The 17,518-nt window shown below is 59.4% G+C and carries 19 protein-coding genes and 1 pseudogene; 18 read left to right on the forward strand and 2 right to left on the reverse strand.

What is annotated here, in order from left to right:
* The first annotated feature begins 37 nt into the window (after positions 1-37).
* From VL130_RS13805 to VL130_RS13835, 7 genes are all read left to right on the forward strand, one after another.
* Positions 38-2,182: a ParB/RepB/Spo0J family partition protein gene (locus VL130_RS13805; protein WP_325363510.1), complete on the forward strand. Its 2,145-nt coding sequence runs from the start codon at positions 38-40 to the stop codon at positions 2,180-2,182.
* A gap of 58 nt (positions 2,183-2,240) precedes the next feature.
* A complete protein-coding gene (locus tag VL130_RS13810; protein ID WP_325363511.1) occupies positions 2,241-2,681 on the forward strand; it encodes a DUF6878 family protein in 441 nt (146 codons plus the stop codon).
* Positions 2,682-2,688: 7 nt separating this feature from the next.
* Positions 2,689-3,045, forward strand: coding sequence for a DUF6915 family protein (locus tag VL130_RS13815; protein WP_325363512.1), 357 nt, complete (start codon positions 2,689-2,691; stop codon positions 3,043-3,045).
* Positions 3,046-3,116: 71 nt separating this feature from the next.
* Positions 3,117-3,638, forward strand: coding sequence for a hypothetical protein (locus VL130_RS13820; protein ID WP_325363513.1), 522 nt, complete (start codon positions 3,117-3,119; stop codon positions 3,636-3,638).
* The gene (locus VL130_RS13825) at positions 3,638-4,645 is read left to right on the forward strand and encodes a DUF7146 domain-containing protein (protein WP_325363514.1); all 1,008 of its coding nucleotides are present in this window, start codon (positions 3,638-3,640) and stop codon (positions 4,643-4,645) included. The genes VL130_RS13820 and VL130_RS13825 overlap by 1 nt, the downstream gene beginning before the upstream one ends.
* Positions 4,646-4,956: 311 nt before the next feature.
* Positions 4,957-5,877, forward strand: a complete 921-nt coding sequence (locus tag VL130_RS13830) for a DUF2493 domain-containing protein (RefSeq protein ID WP_325363515.1) — start codon at positions 4,957-4,959, stop codon at positions 5,875-5,877.
* Positions 5,878-5,938: 61 nt separating this feature from the next.
* Positions 5,939-6,367: a hypothetical protein gene (locus VL130_RS13835; RefSeq protein ID WP_325363516.1), complete on the forward strand. Its 429-nt coding sequence runs from the start codon at positions 5,939-5,941 to the stop codon at positions 6,365-6,367.
* Positions 6,368-6,408: 41 nt separating this feature from the next.
* On the opposite strand, the pseudogene VL130_RS13840 reads toward VL130_RS13835, so the two are convergent.
* Positions 6,409-6,597 (reverse strand): annotated as a pseudogene (locus tag VL130_RS13840) (DUF736 family protein); the annotation flags it as partial.
* Positions 6,598-6,932: 335 nt separating this feature from the next.
* Here VL130_RS13840 and VL130_RS13845 point away from each other — a divergent pair.
* The 11 genes from VL130_RS13845 to VL130_RS13895 all read left to right on the forward strand — a co-directional run bounded on the left by VL130_RS13845 (position 6,933) and on the right by VL130_RS13895 (position 15,321).
* A complete protein-coding gene (locus VL130_RS13845) occupies positions 6,933-7,241 on the forward strand; it encodes a DUF736 domain-containing protein (protein ID WP_325363517.1) in 309 nt (102 codons plus the stop codon).
* Positions 7,242-7,565: 324 nt separating this feature from the next.
* On the forward strand, positions 7,566-7,838 hold the full coding sequence (locus VL130_RS13850) for a helix-turn-helix transcriptional regulator (protein ID WP_325363758.1): 273 nt from the start codon (positions 7,566-7,568) through the stop codon (positions 7,836-7,838).
* Entirely contained in the window at positions 7,835-8,377 is a 543-nt protein-coding gene (locus VL130_RS13855; RefSeq protein WP_325363518.1) for a S26 family signal peptidase, read from the forward strand. Before VL130_RS13850 ends, VL130_RS13855 begins: the two co-directional genes overlap by 4 nt.
* A 48-nt stretch (positions 8,378-8,425) precedes the next feature.
* Complete coding sequence (locus tag VL130_RS13860; protein WP_325363519.1) at positions 8,426-8,776, forward strand: DUF736 domain-containing protein; 351 nt, start codon at positions 8,426-8,428, stop codon at positions 8,774-8,776.
* Complete coding sequence (locus VL130_RS13865; protein WP_325363520.1) at positions 8,773-9,393, forward strand: lytic transglycosylase domain-containing protein; 621 nt, start codon at positions 8,773-8,775, stop codon at positions 9,391-9,393. Before VL130_RS13860 ends, VL130_RS13865 begins: the two co-directional genes overlap by 4 nt.
* 210 nt (positions 9,394-9,603) lie before the next feature.
* Complete coding sequence (locus VL130_RS13870) at positions 9,604-11,340, forward strand: relaxase/mobilization nuclease domain-containing protein (protein WP_325363521.1); 1,737 nt, start codon at positions 9,604-9,606, stop codon at positions 11,338-11,340.
* A gap of 198 nt (positions 11,341-11,538) precedes the next feature.
* Positions 11,539-12,150, forward strand: coding sequence for a GntR family transcriptional regulator (locus VL130_RS13875; protein ID WP_325363522.1), 612 nt, complete (start codon positions 11,539-11,541; stop codon positions 12,148-12,150).
* 129 nt (positions 12,151-12,279) lie between these two features.
* Positions 12,280-12,444 (forward strand): hypothetical protein, encoded by a 165-nt coding sequence (locus tag VL130_RS13880; protein WP_325363523.1) that lies wholly within the window; start codon positions 12,280-12,282, stop codon positions 12,442-12,444.
* 216 nt (positions 12,445-12,660) lie between these two features.
* Positions 12,661-12,822, forward strand: a complete 162-nt coding sequence (locus tag VL130_RS13885) for a hypothetical protein (RefSeq protein ID WP_325363524.1) — start codon at positions 12,661-12,663, stop codon at positions 12,820-12,822.
* A 62-nt stretch (positions 12,823-12,884) separates the two neighbouring features.
* Positions 12,885-13,547, forward strand: coding sequence for a lasso peptide biosynthesis B2 protein (locus VL130_RS13890; RefSeq protein WP_325363525.1), 663 nt, complete (start codon positions 12,885-12,887; stop codon positions 13,545-13,547).
* Position 13,548: 1 nt separating this feature from the next.
* Positions 13,549-15,321, forward strand: coding sequence for an asparagine synthase-related protein (locus VL130_RS13895; RefSeq protein ID WP_325363526.1), 1,773 nt, complete (start codon positions 13,549-13,551; stop codon positions 15,319-15,321).
* A 14-nt stretch (positions 15,322-15,335) separates the two neighbouring features.
* Here VL130_RS13895 and VL130_RS13900 read toward each other — a convergent pair whose 3' ends face one another.
* Entirely contained in the window at positions 15,336-17,516 is a 2,181-nt protein-coding gene (locus tag VL130_RS13900; protein WP_325363527.1) for a prolyl oligopeptidase family serine peptidase, read from the reverse strand.
* Positions 17,517-17,518: the final 2 nt, after the last annotated feature.

Here is a 17,518-nt window from a genome sequence, read left to right on the forward strand (position 1 = left end):
GAGAGAGAGGCTTTCCGTTGCCGTTCGGAGTCACATCATGACCAAGACGTCTAAAATCACGCTTGCAGGTGGCCGCGATCTCTCGTTTTCGCTGCTTCGTCTGTCCCAATCCAATGTCCGGCGCATCCAGGATGGCCAGTCGATCGAAGACCTGGCCGAAGACATCGCCCGGCGCGGTTTGCTGCAAAGCCTATCCGTCCGCCCGATCCTCGACGACGCCGGGGCCGATACCGGTCTGTTCGAAGTCCCTGCCGGCGGCCGGCGTTTCCGTGCCCTGGAACTGCTGGTCAAGCAGAAGCGCCTGGCCAAGGACGCGCCCATTCCCTGCATCATTCGCACCGGTGGCCTCGCCGAGGAAGACTCCCTGGCGGAAAATGTCCAAAGGCTCAATCTGCATCCGATCGAGCAATTTTATGCCTTCAAAATCCTGGCGGATAAGGGCCTGTCCGAGGAAGACATAGCGGCGCGCTTCTTCGTGCCCGTCACCGTCGTCAAACAGCGGCTGAAACTTGCGCTCGTGTCCCCCGTTATCCTGAATGCCTACGAGGCCGGCACTATCGCTCTGGAAATTGTTATGGCCTTCACGGTGAACCCGGATACGGAGCGGCAGGAAGCGGTCTATAACCAACTGACGACAAATCGCGATCTCGGCACTTACCGGATCAAGCGCCTTCTGACGGAATCAACGGTCGCCGCCAATGACCGGCGCGTCCGGTTCGTCACCATGGACGCCTATATCGAAGCCGGTGGCGTCGTGCTGCGCGATCTATTCACCGATGACAACGGCGGATGGCTCAGCGATCCGGCCCTTCTTGATCGGCTGGTAGCGGAACAACTGTCTGCTGCCGCCGAGGAGATAAAGGCGCAGGGCTGGAAATGGGTCGAGACAGCGGTCGACTTCCCCTACGGCCATACCTTGGACCTCGACGAACTGGTCCCCGAAGTCCCGATGTTGTCGGACGATGACAGCGGGAGGCTGAAGGTAGCCGTCGAGGAATATAACGGCATAATGGCCATACCGGAAGAGACTGGCGAAGAGCTGTCTGACACGACCGCCGCACGTGCCGACGAGCTGGACACCCTGATTCAGCAGTTGGAAAACCCGGCCCCGGTCTACAAGCCCGAAGACATGGCCATAGCCGGCGTGTTCATCGAACTCGAACGCGACGGCACCCTGGTTATCGACCCGGGTTTCGTCCGGCCGGAAGACCGGCGCCCCGAACCGAACGATCCGGTCGAGGGCGAGGCTTCCATCGATTCTGCCGCATTTGAGCAGGCATTGCACGATACCTTCTCAAACGATCCGGACGGCGGTGACGAAGGCGTCGCCGGGCAATCGAACGTCGCGCCCGAATCGCTCGAACCCGAAGACATGTCGATCAAGCCGCTCCAGGACAGTCTGCACCGTGAACTGACAGCATACCGAACCCTTGTATTGCGCAATGCTGTCGCTCAAAACCCGGCGGTCGCCCTCACCGCCTTGCTTCATAAGCTTTGCCGCGACGCTTTCAACCCGAACTCGCTGCTCGACTGTCTGGAAGTTCGCGTGACCTCCGCCAGCCTGTCATTCGTCGGCGGGCCAGACTTGAAGGACTGCCTGGCCGGTCAGGAAATCGCAGACCGGGCCGCAACCTGGCGCGGCCTCCTGCCCAAGGACGATGCCGAACTCTGGGACTACCTGGTTGTCCTGTCGGATGACTTGCGCGCTGAGCTTCTGGCCCACCTGGTGTCCAGCGGCATCAATGCCCTTTACGAAGCCGCCGCCAAGCCGGGTTACAATGGAACGTCCGCGATCAGTGTCCAGCACCGCCTGGCCGACTCTAACCGGATTGCAGAAACCGTCGGGCTCGACCTCGTCGCATCCGGCTGGGCGCCTTCGATCGACAACTATCTGGGCCGCGTGCCGAAACCGCGCATCTTGCTGGCTGTCGAACAAGGCTGTGGCGCCGACGCGGCAGGTCGCATCGATCACCTGAAAAAACCCGATATGGCTGCGGAAGCCGAAGCCCTGCTCAAGACCTCGGGTTGGCTGCCTGAGCCCTTGCGCGGACCGCAACGCAAGGCGGCGCCTGTCCCGCCCAATGACAACGAGCCAACCGCGGCTGCGATCCCCAGCGAGGACGCCACGCGGGAGGACGCGCTGGCAGACCAAGCCGACGGTTTCGCTGAGGCAGCCGAATAATCAATCTTAACCTTGGAGCCCGGCCATCGCGTCGGGCTCTCTTTTTCTGGAGATCATTATGACACATGACCGGATATTGGACGTGGAAGCCGCCAAGGCGCTGTGCACCGCACTTAACACCGCCAATCGTAAAGCCCTCTTCGACGCTTTAGCCACGGCCGGAATTACAACCGTCACCGTCGAGTTCAATGGGTATGGCGACGAAGGACAAATCGAATCCATCAAATATGACGTGGATGGGAATGAGACGACCCCGCTCATCCAAGACCTGGCCTTTATACGGCAATCTAGCCTCACTGAGGCACCCTCATCTGAACCTATTTCGGTTGACGATGCCGTGGAAGAGCTGTTGTACGACCTCCTGTCACAGCATTATTGCGGCTGGCAGGATAGTGAAGGCTCTTACGGAGAATTCACCTTCGATATCACTGCCCGTACCGTCGACCTCGACATCGCTTTGCGCTTCGTCGATGCCAATCATTATCAAAGCACGGTCTGAGAGCGCCATGGGACACTGTTATCACCATGCCTTGTCATCCGTGCGCAAATGGGGCGGACAACCGGAGGAATTCCTGCCGCTGCATCAATGGTTCGATGAATCGAAAATGCTGGTTGGCGACTTTCGCCATCGCATGCTGCGCCATCACGCCGAAGGTATCTTCATGCTGGAACGATTTTTCGGTGCCACCCTGACCTTGTCCACGGGACGGATCGTACCCGTTCGTCTGATCGGGGAGCAGCACGTCATCGAAGACCTGGGTCGCATTCCCTCGTTCGCCGACTGGGCGAAATGTCTCCAACCGGAGCCGTGGATGGGGCGGGCGCAGCCCCTGCACAAGACCTTCGATTCGTTCGCTCAATAGACCTCGCAATCCACATTTTCCTTAATCAAGCCCGGCTGGGATGTCGGGCTTCTCTCTTTCTGGAGACCCCTATGGCAGACTATTACAATCCGAGTGTCATCTGGCCCGCGATACCGATGGCCGACATGACCATGTGCGAACGCCTCCTGCTGACCGGCATGTTCGAGCACGACATAGACGATGATGCTGAGACAATCTCCTTCCATACTTGGACCGGCGTCAATGACATGCCGGAATTCGAACGGGACGAGGTCGAACAGGTACTGAATATCGACGACGGTTTTGAGACCAATGCCCATCGGCTCCTTACGGAGGCGATGGCACATGCGGGGAACGGTGGCGAGGTCATTTGTCCAGACCTCTCGACGACCTCCTATGAGGGTCTGCTGCAGGACATCATCAAGCGATCGACGCACCTGAACTATATAACGGTCGAGACAAGCTTCATGTGTTCGAAAATGCGCCTGGACGGGTTTGGCGGTATGGCCGTTCTGATTACCGCAGATCGCATCCTGGGTAAGTCAACGAACGACCTGCTGCAGGACTTTTTGAAGGAGGTCGATCCCGACGGGCGGTTCGACCAAGGCGCGTGATGACGGCGTCGGAAGTCGCTGAGCGGCTGGCATCGAGGGCGCTTTCAGTCTGCCGCCACTACCTGCCGAGCGGTTGCCGGCAGGGCAATTTCTGGGTCGTCGGCGATGTCCGCAATACGCCAGGCCGGTCCATGTTCGTTCGCCTTGTTGGCGATGAGGCAGGTCACAGGGCTGGGCGTTGGACCGATGCCGCAACGGGCGAATATGGCGACCTGCTCGACATAATCCGTACAAGGAGCGCCTCTGGATCATTTGCCGACGTCCTGGCAGAGGCCGAAGCCTTCGTCGGCAATAGTCCTCCGGTCCGGGCATCGCGATTTCGCGCAGATCGGCCACACCACTCAAACACCTCACGGCAGGCACAGCGGCTCTTCTGCGAATGTACGGCGATCGCGCACACGCTCGGTGAAGCCTACCTGGTCAACCGAGCCATTGATCCCTCTATCGCGGCAGGTCTTCGCTTTCATCCCGTCTGCTACTGCAAACCTCAGTGCATGGACGGCCTAAACGCCTGGCCAGCGCTGATTGCGCCGGTTACCAGTGATGACGATGAACTGACTGCGGTTCATCGCATCTATCTGGACCCTGCCGGGTTCGCGGGCGGAAATCTCGGCAAGGCACCGCTTGACGAGGCCAAACGGTCATTGGGACGCGTACAGGGTCATGCTGTGCGGTTCGGTCCCCTATCTCCCCTGATTGTTGCTGCGGAGGGTATCGAAAACGCCTTGTCGGTGCGCACCGCATGCCCGGATCTGACGGTTCATGCGGCGCTTACCGCCGGCAACCTGGCAGCTTATACGCCGCCAGTGATCGCCCGCCGTTTGCTCATTGCCTTGGACAACGATGAGGCTGGATGGCGGGCGGCTCACACCCTCACAAAGCGTAGTCGTTTCGCCGGTCTGTCGGTATCCATACTGAAACCGTGCGCCGAAGATCACAATCGCGACCTGATGACCTTCGGGCGGGAAGCCTACCGCGCGGCTTTGCTCGACCAGTTGGCGGCGTAGCCACATGTGGGCAAACGGTTGGGTGCTCGCCGTCAAGGTCGTGGCGTATCGCGTGTTCGGCCTTGCCATCGATCCCGTCGGCACCATCGGGCCTTTGAGAGGGCGACGGCGCCACGGCCTCCGTCCCGGCGCAACCGGTCCCGTCCGGCTATTTTCCGCCGCGCGGCAAGGAGGCCGCGCTTTGCATCGCGAGGCAAAATAACCGTCCGGGCCGGTCAAGCCCCTGAAGGGGTGCGCCGAGCCTGAGCCCGTGGCGGGCCAGTCGCCGTAAGGCCCGCGGATGGCGCGGGTCGACATCGGAGGACAAGGACATGTCACCACACGATACGAACGACTTTGACGGCGAGGTCTCGCAGACCGAAACCGCGATGCAGCACATGCGGCTACACGGCGCTTTCTTTACCGAGGACGAGCCCGACACGCGCGACCTTCCCGACGAAGATCATATGCAGGGCGCAATTACCGATATGTTCGATGCGCTCGATGTCTGTTTGTCGAACAGTCCGCTCGAAGCGGATCGCGACGGATTGCTGTGGGGTCTGGTCAACCTGTTCCATCGCGCCACTGATCGGCTCGACCATCAGCTCGACGATAACACGGTGGCACAACAGTCGGCACAGCATCATCAGGACGGCTCCGAGGTGAAAGCGGTCGAACTGGAACGCCTGATCACGCGCGGTCGCGCCCTGACTGCCCGGTACGAGGCACTCGAAACCCTGCGCGACCTGGCGGCGGATCACTTTGTACGGATGACCCACGATGTCTGGCGCCCAAAAGCCGGATCTCTCACCAGCCATCGCCACATGACGGCTGCCCTGCTCGATAGCCGCGACTATATCGCCGCCCGCCAGGCGAGCCGGCTGAAACTCCTGGCTCCCACGGGCACCCTCGTCGCCTTCACCGGTGGGACCGACTTCCAGGACGTGAGCGCGATCTGGACCGTGCTCGACAAGCTCCTGGCCAAGCATGCGGACCTGGTGTTGCTCAATACGGCCTCTCCGACCGGAGCCGATCTGATCGCCTCGAAATGGGCGGCAGCGCGCCGGGTTACCGAGGTCACTTTTAAACCCGACTGGCAACGCCATAGGCGCGCAGCGCCCTTCAAACGTAACGACACGCTCCTCGACATGATGCCGACGGGCGTGGTGGTCTTCCCTGGATCAGGCGTGCAGGACAATCTCGCCGACAAGGCGCGCGCCATCGGAATCCCGGTGTTGAGAGGCGGCGCCTAAGCCGCCCTTTCCCTCATCTCTCATTTCGTTATCGGAGGCGCGGCGCGAGCCGCGATGGCTCATGCTCGTCTTTGTCCTTGCCCTCATTGCGGTGGGTGTGTTCGCGGCCGCCAACCTGCTCATTTTCTTTTGCGAAAACCTGTTTGCCCTGTGGTGCGCAGCCCTGGCAGGGAAAATCGCCCTCGCGAGCGGCGGCGGATGGCCCGGCGCATTCGTCGCCGTGGCCCTGACCTTCGCGGCAGCCTCTGCAGGATTACGGCTGGCAATTTTGCATGTCCGACCCTTGGGTCTGCAACTGGCGCTAGCCGTCCTGATTGTTGCGCCCACCGCCCTATCGGCCTTCGGCCTCGTCGAAGCGATCCTTTGGCCCTTCGTTCCGCAGAGCCTGTGGCGACTCGCCCTCGCGGCATTGACCGCAACGATCGTCGCCACCGGGGCGTGCCGGAGACTGTGGTCGCTCCAACCGGCACATGACCAGACAAGGGTATAGTCGCCGGGCGCATCCTGAAACAGGTTGGCGAACAGCGGCTGGCTGAACGACGGATCGTCGATTTTCAGCGACAGGCGGGATTTCTGGTCGTGCGAGGTCATGGACCACGCAGGGCGGAGGTCGGCACGGCCGACAAGGATACAGTGGGCCGGGGCGACTTCGTTCGACGGAGCGTCTTCACGAACGATAGGGACATTCTGGAGCTGTACCGCGAGGGTGAAGATTTCGATACCGGGATATCACCGTTGGTGGATTGGAACTTCCCGCTTCCAGCCATGTGGGTCTCCTATGACACTGGCGATCGCGGAGCAACCCTGAACAGCCATCGACGGACGCACATTTCCATGAGTTGTGTCCGATTGCGTCAATGGCCGCTGACAGCTTTTTTCCCCCTGACGGATTTAGAGGGACGCGCCAAGAGGGCGCGCCTTTTTTTGCTTTCCGTCAGTTCCTCGCGAGTCAAAAAAGACCGTCATCAACCATGACGCAGGCCACGTCTCCTGGCCCTTGGCGCCATCGAGGCCGCACAGGGCGGCTTCGGAACCCCACTATCAAGGAGACCAACATGTCTGTCATCGGTAAGTTCCAATCCACCAACGGCGAAATCCTCGGCGAAATCTTCACCCTCACCGTACAGCTCCAGAACGTCCGCATCGTTCGCGAAGAGGGCACGTCGAACGAAGACGCCCCAACCCACCGCATCTTCGTCGGTCGCGCCGAAATCGGCGCCGCCTGGTCAAAGACCTCGCGTGACCAGAAGGCCTACCTGTCGCTGAAAATCGACGATCCGTCGTTCAGCCAGCCGCTGTTCGCCAACCTGTTTCAGGATGCGCCCGGCGACTATACCCTCGTCTGGTCACGCAGCCGGTCGTAACGCCCGCAGCCCCCGGTCACGCCGACCGGGGGCTTTTTCGTGCGATCGCGAAGAGTATTACGGCTTTGACCCGTATCACCCGAACAGGTGAACCCGGTCCAGTTTTACCCCAGTCACAGACAAAACCGTTGCCAATCAATGGCATAGATTCCATTCGGGGTTGCCGCTGGTGGCGGGCGGTTCAATTTACAGATGTACTTCCATCACACCGCCAAATCGAGGCGGTCGAACGGAGGTACAATGACCACTTCCTTGTCGCAAATCTGGCTTTTCGTTGCCGCTAATGCGTTCATCTGGTTAGCTTTGGGGCTTGTGGCCTACCCGTTGTGGCGCCGCCGCATCGCGCCGCAACGCTACCTCAGAACGCCTGAGGCCGCGCGATTTCTGGGCCTATCCGACCGCACGCTCGAAAAGCATCGCGTGTTCGGCACGGGTCCAACCTTCCTCAAGCTGGGCGGTCGGGTTGTCTATACCATGGACGATCTGACGAAGTGGGCCGCCAAGGGGTGCCGCAAATCGACCGCCGATAAAGGCCACGGCCGCATTCTCCCAACAACCCGTCGCGTGGACCGTCCGAGCAAAGGGCCATTGGCATGAGACGACCGAATTTACGCATCCATAGGTCAAGGCGCCCGCTTGGCATCGCCATCGCCGCAGTCGCAGTGATGGGCATTTCAGCGTTCGTTTCAGCGCCTAAACTACTCCTTTGGAATGCATCCGCCAGTGTGCCCGTCGGGCTCTATGCCGTCCTGCCAAAGGCCCCCGTTCAGGTCGGCGATCTGGCCGTATCCGCTTTGCCACCGGACATTCGCGACCTCGCGTCCGAACGGAACTATCTGCCGACCGACGTCCTCTTGATCAAGCCTGTGGGTGCTGTCGCGGGCATGACCGTTTGCCGCTCCGCCGCGCAGACCAGCGTCAACGGCAAGCCGGCTGGCGACGCGAAACCCGTCGATAGGATGCGGCGGCCAATGCCTGTGTGGAGCGGGTGCCACCACCTGACCAGGCGGGAGATTTTCCTAATGAACGCCACCGTCCCTGATAGCTTCGACGGCCGCTATTTCGGACCGACGTCCGTCAGGCTTATCCGAGGCCGCGCCATTCCCCTGCTCACTTTCCACGCATCACAGCCCTGAAACCTTCCAGCGCATTCCCCTTACACCATCAAACTGGATATATTCGCCATGCCTCAAATCGGACAGTTTACACGCCTACGCGGCATTTTCACGGGTACAATCCGGACGCTGACCTTCGACCGCCATATCGTCCTGGTGCCGACAAATCAGGCTGATGTTCAGGGCCAGCCGCACTACACCATTCACCTTAAGGATGCCGATGGTCCGGAGGTGGGCGTAGCCTGGAAGAAAACCGGAGACCGCGCCGGGGAATATGTCAGTTTGTCGCTGGACGACCCCACCCTGCCCGCACCTATTCGCGCCAATCTGTTCCAGCGTGACGCGGATAAAAAGGAGTGGGTGCTCATCTGGAAACGGGAGAACCATCGCACACCACGCACGGATGAGGCCAACGCATGATCCCGGGCCTGCTCATTCTCACGGCACTGACACCCGCCGCATTCTCGCCGCCCGCCGACAGTGACGTGTCCCCATTTGTGACCGAAGCCTCGCAAAAAACGGAAGTCCCGGAGTCTGTTATCTGGGCGGTTATCAGCGTGGAATCGCGCGGGAAACTACGGGCCATTTCGCCAAAGGGCGCGATGGGACTGATGCAGCTCATGCCAGGCACATGGTCGCACCTTACGCGTCAATTGGACCTGGGACAGGACCCATTTGATCCGCACGACAACATCATCGCCGGCACATATTATCTCCGGTATCTCTACGATCGATACGGTTGGAACGGCATGTTCGCCGCCTACAATGCGGGTCCCGGGCGATACGAGTCCTTTCGCGATAAGCGCCAGACGCTACCCTCTGAAACCAAGGCCTATATCGCTCTCATTGCGAAAAAGTTGGGCGGCAAGTCATACGCATTCACGCCTATGACTGTGGCAAAAGCCTCTGCGCTCTGGACGGAGGCGGCACTGTTTACGGCCGAAGCTGATGCCAGACAGGAGGCAGAACCACGGATATTCAGCACCGCGACTCCGTTTGTGGACCTGGTTCCGCCGTCTTCGAACGCACCACAATAAGCCTCGTCTATATCGAAATCGGGCGATCCAGCTATTGAAAGGGAGAGGCAGGATAAAAGAGAGAGGGGGGCTGGGGCGGAGTTTTGAAGAGAATGGCTTTTATTTCAATGGCTTCATGCGCCGTCATGAGAGGTGCGCAGAGGTCTTCGTGAGGCCCGTGGACATTAACTGTTTGTTTTTTCGTGCAAATTCGAGAGGGGGTTGGGATTTATGCGTCACGATGATGACTTTCAGGTCCGGCCAGGCCGTATTCGCTCAAAGAGCGCACAACGCATCCGGCCCTTCATACATCAGGCGCTTGCCGCCGCACAAAAGGCCGGCGCCACCGTCCGGAAAGGGCGCATCACCAGCGGGCGTTCTCGCATTGGCCGAGGTCGGCAAGCCAGCCTTGCCGCCAATCGCTTGTTGACCAACCGCACCCGCCTTGCAGTGGTCAAGGCACGGGTCGTTCGGCATCGCGGTCGCACTACCCCCTTGAAGGCTCATCTGCGTTATCTGCGCCGGGAGGGCGTCACCCGTGACGGCGACAAGGCGGTGCTCTTCGGGCGTGATCGCGAGGTCGTCGATGGCGCGGATTTCGCCGATCGTTGCGCTGATGACCGGCATCATTTTCGCTTCATTGTCTCGCCGGAAGATGCCGTCCAAATGGCGGACCTGACAGTCTTCACGCACGACCTGATGAGCCAGGCCGAAGTGGATCTCGGCACCTCGCTCGACTGGGTCGCGGTCAGCCATTGGAACACCGAGCACCCCCATGTGCACGTCATTGTCCGCGGCGTCACCGATACCGGTGAAGACCTGGTCATCAGCCGCGAATATATCAAGGACGGGATGCGCGCCCGCGCCCAGGGACTGATCACTGATGAGTTGGGACCACGCACCGACACCGACATCCGGCAAGCGCTCCATCGCCAGATTGACGCTGAACGGTTTACCCAGCTTGATCGGCAGTTGCTACTGGACAGCAAGCAGGATGGCTTCGTCGATCTCGCACCGGCAGGCGGCAGTCAAGGTGATGACTTGCAGGTCCTAAAGGCTGGTCGACTGCGAAAGCTCGAAGCCTTGGGTCTGGCTGATCAATTCGCCCCCGGACAATGGATTATCTCGGAGCGCGCAGAGCATGTGCTGCGCGAACTCGGAGATCGCGGCGACATCATCAAGCGCATCCATCGTGGATTGACTGATTCCGAACTGGACCGTGCCGCGCAGACCTTTGTTGTCGGCGCGGAAGGCAGGTCTGGCACCGTTATTGGCCGCCTGCTCGCCCGAGGGCTCGACGATGAGCTGAAGGGTACAGCCTATATCGTGGTGGACGGCATCGACGGTCGGACGCAGCATTTCGCGCTCCCCAGTTTGGAAGCTTCGGGCGATTCCGGAATGGGCTCGATTATAAGCGTCCATTTCCTCCCGGGTGATGAGACCACACGCACGATGGTCCGTGTCGAAAGCGATCTCGATTTGAAATCACAAATTGCCGCTGAAGGCGCGACGTGGCTTGATCGGCAATTGGTCAGAGCGGATCAGGACGGCATCGCATCCTTAGGTTTTGGCGCCGAGGTTAAAGAGGCTATGGAAAGGCGGAGAGGTCACCTTGTGGACATGGGCCTGGCAAGTCAGAACGGCGCCGATGTCGCGTTGGCGCCAAACCTCTTGCACACCCTGAAACAGCGCGAATTGAAAGAGGTGGCCGAGGCACTGATCAAGTCGGGCGCGCGTGGTGTGCACATTGCCTCTGAAGGCGAGGAGATTGCAGGTGTGTACACGCGCCGCATTAATCTGGCCTCCGGCCGTTTCGCCGTCCTTGACGATGGGATGGGTTTCCAACTCGTACCTTGGTCCCCTAAAATCGACCGCCATTTAGGAGAAGCCATCTCCGGTCACATGCGTTCCCGAACCGCCATGTCCTGGGATTTGGGCCGATCGCGATCTGCCGGTATCGAGATGTAAATCGACCGAAAATGAATATTTGCCCGAAGCCAACAAAAAGGCGAGTGAAAACCATATAATCAACTTTTAGTTTTCCAATGCCGTATTTAATGGTACATTCGTGGATCAAAGCAAAAACTGACTCGGGCGTTCCTTCACCGCGCAACGATGAATGTCCAATTCAGACATGCCCAAATCGTTGCGCAACCAGGGGGCCAGATGACGCCCAAGATTTTCGAGCGAATCTATATAGAATTGAAGCGGGAAGTGACGAGTGGGCGGTACATGCCAGGCCAACGCCTTCAGGCACGCAGCCTGGCCGACACCTTGCGCACCAGCACCTCACCGCTCACTCACGCGATGCGACAACTCATCGGCGAAAACGTGCTTGAGTATTCTGCTCAGGACGGCTTCATCGTGCCACGCGTCACCGAACGCCGCCTCCGCGATCAGTACGTATGGTGCCGGCATTTAACCTCAATCGGATTGAGCAGCGCATCGTCAAACGAACCATCACCGTTGCCACCGCCGGGCGACACCGAGATCATCGGATCGACAGAGCATTTGTTCGGAGTGATTGCCGCAACGGCTGGCAATCTCGATCTGACCCAGGCGATGGCGAATATCAGCGACCGGCTACGTGCCACACGTTTGCTCGAAGGCCAGTTGTTTGTTGACTGCCCGGTCGAACTCACCGATCTGATTGAATTGTGGAACGCGGCAAGGATAACTGCCCTTCGGCGCGCCCTTACGGCCTATCACCAGCGTCGCCTGACGGCCGTGCCGCAACTCCTGAGTTTGTCATATCAGGACCGGACAGCGTCCATCTGAGGCTAAGGCCAGAAATCTGCCGAAAACTTCCGGCAAATCAAAACCGTATCGCGGCTCAGTTTCGGTGCGTCAGTGTTAGCGTCCTCGTGTCATGATGGTCATGACGGTCTCAACACTAAGGAGGTTGCTATGAATACGCGTACGATCACCACCAAGGCTCACGCCGAAGACCAAATCGATCTCGGCGCCATCGTCGTCGAAACCAAGGGGGCTGCGAACCACGATGTGCAGGACGACGGCCAAACCGGCCAAAATCAAAAGTTTCCGCTCGCCGGAAGCCTGAGCGCGGACTGATATATGTGACTTTGCGCGGGCGTACGGCCCGCGCAACAGTCTAAAGAGCGGCGGGCAAGCGCACAGCTTGTCGCGCCGCTTTTACGTTATGCCCCAAACATTCCCCCAGAAACTTGCTGGAAATCTGCGACGTATCGACGATCGATTTCGGAACGCTAGTGGTAGCCTCTTGAGGTCATGATTAGCATGACATTCCCCATCTCACAGGAGGTTGCTATGAATTCGCGTACGATCACCGATACCCATGCCGCAGATCTCGTTGATCTCGGCGCCATTGCGTCCGAAACCAAGGGCACTGCGATCAAGGACATCCAGGACGACAATACGACTGGTGCCAACCAAAAGTTCCCGATCATGGGCAGTCTCACCACCGACTGACTGCGACCGGCCTGCGCGACCTACGGGCCCCGCAGGCCGTCTACAGCTGTGAAAGGATTTTCATGTCTTTCGGTCTTCATCAAGGTGTTCATTTTTGTATCGCCAACGACCAATTGACGTTTCTCGACCTGAATTCGGGACGCTATTCGTCCCTGTCCGGCGTGACCTATGAGGCATTCCGGAAACTCGCAGACAATGTGCCGCTCGGGGATGCGGACCTCGACGCATTGGACCTTCTGGTCGATAGGAAATTGCTTTGCCGGATCGAGCGCAATAGCCCGCCTCTAATGCCGACCGAATTTTCGATGCCCGACACCGATCTGCCCGATCCGCCGAGGCACTTCCATTGGCGCCTGACAGCCAGGGCGCTAGCAAGCCAAGCCTGGGTGGGATGGCAAATGCGGCGGCGCCCCCTATCGCAGATGTTGTCAGGGACGGCCGTTTTCAAACCGCCCGCGCCTGACCGACAGGCGTCATTTCAGGACATAGTGACGGCGGCGACGGCATTTCAGAACACGCGCATGCTGGTCACGACCCAAGACCAATGTCTGAACTGGTCCTTGGCTATGCGGCTCTACCTTTCAGGGCTGTGCATTGGTGCAAATTTGGTGGTGGGCGTACGGCGCACCCCGTGGAGTGCTCATGCCTGGGTTCAAAAGGATCGACTTTTGCTCTCGGACAGTCTGGATCACGTGCGTCAGTACACGCCTATTCTGGTGGTCTGACATGGCGTTCCGGTACTTAGCGATTTTCACGGATGATCCAGCGCAGCAACACCGTTTGGCCAGCCAGGTCAAGGCAGCCCTGCCGCTGCTGAGTGTCGCAGCCGAGCCCCTTCTCTTCACGAGCAGCGAACCCGGCCTCTGCCGGCAATGGCCGAAAGGCGCGGTCCTCGGCCACCTTTTCACTCGGTCCGACGCCCCCCGCCCGACGAGCGGTCTCTCATCCAGCGAGATTGCGTCTATCGAGCAGACGTCAGGCGACTACCTCCTTGCTCAGTTCTGGGGTGGCTATTTAGGCATCGTTCCGGGAAAACGGATCGGCCATTGGGATATCGTCCGCGATCCGTCTGGAGCCCTGCCCTGCTATTTTACCACCTACGCAGGCGCATTGATCGTCGCTTCAGACGTCGACGCCCTTTTCGAGGCCGGCTTTATCGGTCAGGCGCTAAACTGGGAGGCAATCGGACGCGATGTCCTGAGTGGCGGACCGCCGACCCAAAGGACCGCGCTGCGCGATGTGACGGAACTGCTCGCCGGTTGGCGGCTGACCTGGTCGGGCGGCAGGACGGAGCTTCGACCGTGGTGGTCGCCCTGGAATTATGTAGCAGAGTCTGCTGTGCCGGTGGACGACTTGGTCACCAGACTACGCACCACCATCATGGCATGCGTCGGCGCCTGGGGACTGGCATTCCGACGTCCGCTGCTTGGCGTCTCTGGCGGATTGGATTCGTCAATCGTCGCGGCCTCGCTGAAAGCCGCTGGAACCGACGTCTGCGCCTTCACGATGGCGACCAACGAGCCGTTCGGAGATGAACGAAGTTTTGCGCAGAGCCTTTGCGACCACCTGGGCATTCCGCTTTTCGCGCAGGTCTACGACTTGGCACACATCGATATCGAGCGGTCGACCTCATTGCACCTTGCACGACCGGGCATCTCGGCATTCGGCCAAAGCAACCTGGCGACCCGCCGGGCGCTCGCGCAGTCCCAAAGTACGGATGCGTTCTTCAGTGGGATCGGTGGCGATAACGTCTTCTATCTAACCATGTCGGCGACGCCCCTTCTCGATTGCTTCCTGAAGAACGGCCTGTCGATCGGGACATGGCGAGCCTTACGGGACATCTGTCACCTCACACGGTGCAGCATTTGGGATGCCATCGCGGCCGCCACTGCCAGAGCACGGGAGGGAGGGCCGGCCTACCCTTGGAGACTGGACACCCGCTTTTTGAACCCCGACCTCTGCCCGGGTGGCCTATCACCTGTTGAGCCTGGTTCCTGGCTATCGACGCCGAAGTTGGCCCTGCCTGGGAAGGCCGTTCACATCGCGCGTATTATCGGGCTGCAATATCCAAATGACCTGTTTCCGCGGTCGGAAGCCGGCCCGCAGATCCAGCCGTTGTTTTCTCAGCCGATTGTTGAGCTTTGCCTCAGCATACCAAGCTGGCTTTGGTGCACTGACGGACAAAACCGTTCGCTAGCCAGGCGAGCCTTTGCTCCGTCCCTGCCCCGTGAACTCATTGCGCGCAAATCGAAGGGCGGACCAGACAGCTTTGCCTATGACGTAACCTTGGCGAATTGCGACCAGATCCGCGAATTGCTTCTGGACGGCGTCCTGGCAAGACAAGGCCTACTGGACCGGGGCGCCGTCGACTCCGCGCTTCGAGACACCAGCAGGTTCGCCAAAGGGGACCACCTTCTGTTTCTGAGTCTTACGGAAGCCGAAACCTGGGCGCGAGGCTGGCTGGCCCGCACCCGATTAGCCAGTCCTCGCACCGCATAGGGTCCACATGATCGTCAACGTATCTCTTGCCCACTGGTCGTCTCGCTGCCGTTTGGTTGAAGCCATGCGTCATGCATAGCCTCCCACCGGACATATTGAGCTGCCTTTTCCGGCACGGGGTCGCGCACGTCTTTCAACCAGAAATCAAACCAATCGAGGTTTTGCTCAAGCGCTAGGGCGCGATCAATCGGGTAGTGAAACAGGTGGGTTTCGTCCTGAAAATCGACAAATTCCGCCGGCACGCCCGCCTCCTGTAAAGCGCCAAAATAATCCTGAATGCCGGCCTTGTTCGCGGCCGATTGAAACAGGACAGCGGCAGAAGTCTTTTCCGCCCGGAATGCAGGCGATAGGCGTTGCCATTTGGGATAGGACGAGGCGTGACCGGGCGCACCGCCAAACAGCGTACGGTAATAGATTTGATTGTCGCCAACCCAATAACTTGAGGGGGAAAAGAATGAGCCATCCCCGCTTGATGCCGCTCTGAACAGTTGAGTCTGAGTGACCGCAACATTGGTCATTTGCGATCCGCGGCTATATCCCGCAATCCCGACCCGCGTGCGGTCGATACTGCCATCGGCGCTCAACTCGTCGATAGCCTGGCGATAGATCTTCAGATGGTCGAGCCACGCGATTTGCGCGACACGCAGCGGATCCATCGTCCCTTCACCTGTGTTCCATTGCACGTAGGCTGCCTTTTGTTCGAGTGAACGCACCGGGATATCGTTGATGCACAGCACCACATATCCGCGCTCAGCCCAGAGCTGAACTGGGTAACTCCATTGCAGGGCCCAATAGGCAAAAGTGTCATCCGCATCGTAGCCGTGCGTCACGACAATTGCCGGATATCTCTTGCCTTTCCGGAAGTTACGAGGCCACACAATAAACCCGCTAGCGCTCAGCCCCTCAGTCGTCCAAACCCGGGGCGAATAGGTCAGCGGCGAAATGCCGGCATACGAACCGTCAAGCGGCCCAACAAGCGTCGTTCGCCACGCCTTGACATCTACCGTCACGACCTCTGGCGGCACGCTCAGACTCTCGCGTATGCAAAGTCCTTGGGGGGCAATTGCGGCCAGGACACAGTGCGTCAAACTGCGTTTTGATTCGAGTGACGTCACGCGTCCGACGGCATCGAGACGGACAAGGTCTGAACGGTAAGGTAGTTCGTGCCGGACCGGTATCACGCTCATCTGCGATGCCGGATATGTCCACCCGCGTGGTGACCAAAACCCGCCCACGGTGAAATCCACCTTCCCATATTGCCTAGCTGGACGGCCGGCTGGTGTTTCGGAAAGTTTCCACGTGCCCGCCTCCCAAACGCTATGCAGGGCCCCGCCCAGAGGACCAACGAAAGTCTCGGGTTGTGGCGTGTTGCCGTCTGTGACCTGGAAGTTGACCAGGTCGAAATGTTTCGGTCGGTTGACAGTCGGACCGCCATCCTCCCCTTCGGGCACTGAGAAATTGAGACTAGGCGAACGCTTATCGGTCCCACTGGACCAGTAGGCCGCCTGGTCGTGAAACGCGATGACTGTGTGAGGATTGGATCGCCCGGGTGCCGAGGCGACGAGATAATCCTTACCGGTTAAGGTGGCGACATGCAGTTCCGAGACATGTGGCTGGAACGTTGCGTACGGCATAGCGGCCGTGAGTTGGACCGTCGGTGCACGGTATCCCTTAGGCACAAGATGGGCTGTCGAATACCACAAGGCATTTCCGTCATTTGCCCATCCATAATCGAAGACGCCGAACGCTTGATCGAAATCATAGACGGACTGCGTGATAGCAATTGCCCGATCCGTGCCAACCGTGGTCAATGTCTTTCGTACGATCAGGGGTACGACCTTGAAGTCTCGGGTCAGGCGATAGAGTTGAACACCTTGGCCAAGATCAGCCAGAAAACTCCAGTCGCTACTGTGCGGGATATTGTCCAGACGCGATATCCAGGTCGCAGAAAGCCGTCCCTGCATCGTTCCTTTCACAAGGTCGACCGAGATTAGCTTGAAAGCGCGCGCGTTGCTTTGCAGGTTGTCCTTTCGAACCAGAACGAGCCCTGCCCGGCCGTCATCCGATACGACGGTGTCCATCACCACCGGCACTTCGACCTCGTCCTTGAGCGTCCAATCTCGTCCGGGCCCGCTCATCTGATCCGCCGCCCAAGTAGGGGAAAGACTGGCGCTCGCAAATGCGAGTGCCAGCATCG

Origin of the sequence: Asticcacaulis sp., assembly GCF_035497195.1 — a bacterium.
In the GTDB taxonomy this organism is placed as follows: domain Bacteria; phylum Pseudomonadota; class Alphaproteobacteria; order Caulobacterales; family Caulobacteraceae; genus Asticcacaulis.

What these genes read in the sequence shown, in the direction of transcription:
- VL130_RS13805 (WP_325363510.1), top strand. Translation starts at nt 38, where the DNA reads ATGACCAAGACGTCTAAAATCACGCTTGCAGGTGGCCGCGATCTCTCG.
- VL130_RS13810 (WP_325363511.1), top strand. Translation starts at nt 2,241, where the DNA reads ATGACACATGACCGGATATTGGACGTGGAAGCCGCCAAGGCGCTGTGC.
- VL130_RS13815 (WP_325363512.1), top strand. Translation starts at nt 2,689, where the DNA reads ATGGGACACTGTTATCACCATGCCTTGTCATCCGTGCGCAAATGGGGC.
- VL130_RS13820 (WP_325363513.1), top strand. Translation starts at nt 3,117, where the DNA reads ATGGCAGACTATTACAATCCGAGTGTCATCTGGCCCGCGATACCGATG.
- VL130_RS13825 (WP_325363514.1), top strand. Translation starts at nt 3,638, where the DNA reads ATGACGGCGTCGGAAGTCGCTGAGCGGCTGGCATCGAGGGCGCTTTCA.
- VL130_RS13830 (WP_325363515.1), top strand. Translation starts at nt 4,957, where the DNA reads ATGTCACCACACGATACGAACGACTTTGACGGCGAGGTCTCGCAGACC.
- VL130_RS13835 (WP_325363516.1), top strand. Translation starts at nt 5,939, where the DNA reads ATGCTCGTCTTTGTCCTTGCCCTCATTGCGGTGGGTGTGTTCGCGGCC.
- VL130_RS13845 (WP_325363517.1), top strand. Translation starts at nt 6,933, where the DNA reads ATGTCTGTCATCGGTAAGTTCCAATCCACCAACGGCGAAATCCTCGGC.
- VL130_RS13855 (WP_325363518.1), top strand. Translation starts at nt 7,835, where the DNA reads ATGAGACGACCGAATTTACGCATCCATAGGTCAAGGCGCCCGCTTGGC.
- VL130_RS13860 (WP_325363519.1), top strand. Translation starts at nt 8,426, where the DNA reads ATGCCTCAAATCGGACAGTTTACACGCCTACGCGGCATTTTCACGGGT.
- VL130_RS13865 (WP_325363520.1), top strand. Translation starts at nt 8,773, where the DNA reads ATGATCCCGGGCCTGCTCATTCTCACGGCACTGACACCCGCCGCATTC.
- VL130_RS13870 (WP_325363521.1), top strand. Translation starts at nt 9,604, where the DNA reads ATGCGTCACGATGATGACTTTCAGGTCCGGCCAGGCCGTATTCGCTCA.
- VL130_RS13875 (WP_325363522.1), top strand. Translation starts at nt 11,539, where the DNA reads ATGACGCCCAAGATTTTCGAGCGAATCTATATAGAATTGAAGCGGGAA.
- VL130_RS13880 (WP_325363523.1), top strand. Translation starts at nt 12,280, where the DNA reads ATGAATACGCGTACGATCACCACCAAGGCTCACGCCGAAGACCAAATC.
- VL130_RS13885 (WP_325363524.1), top strand. Translation starts at nt 12,661, where the DNA reads ATGAATTCGCGTACGATCACCGATACCCATGCCGCAGATCTCGTTGAT.
- VL130_RS13890 (WP_325363525.1), top strand. Translation starts at nt 12,885, where the DNA reads ATGTCTTTCGGTCTTCATCAAGGTGTTCATTTTTGTATCGCCAACGAC.
- VL130_RS13895 (WP_325363526.1), top strand. Translation starts at nt 13,549, where the DNA reads ATGGCGTTCCGGTACTTAGCGATTTTCACGGATGATCCAGCGCAGCAA.
- VL130_RS13900 (WP_325363527.1), bottom strand. Translation starts at nt 17,516, where the DNA reads ATGCTGGCACTCGCATTTGCGAGCGCCAGTCTTTCCCCTACTTGGGCG.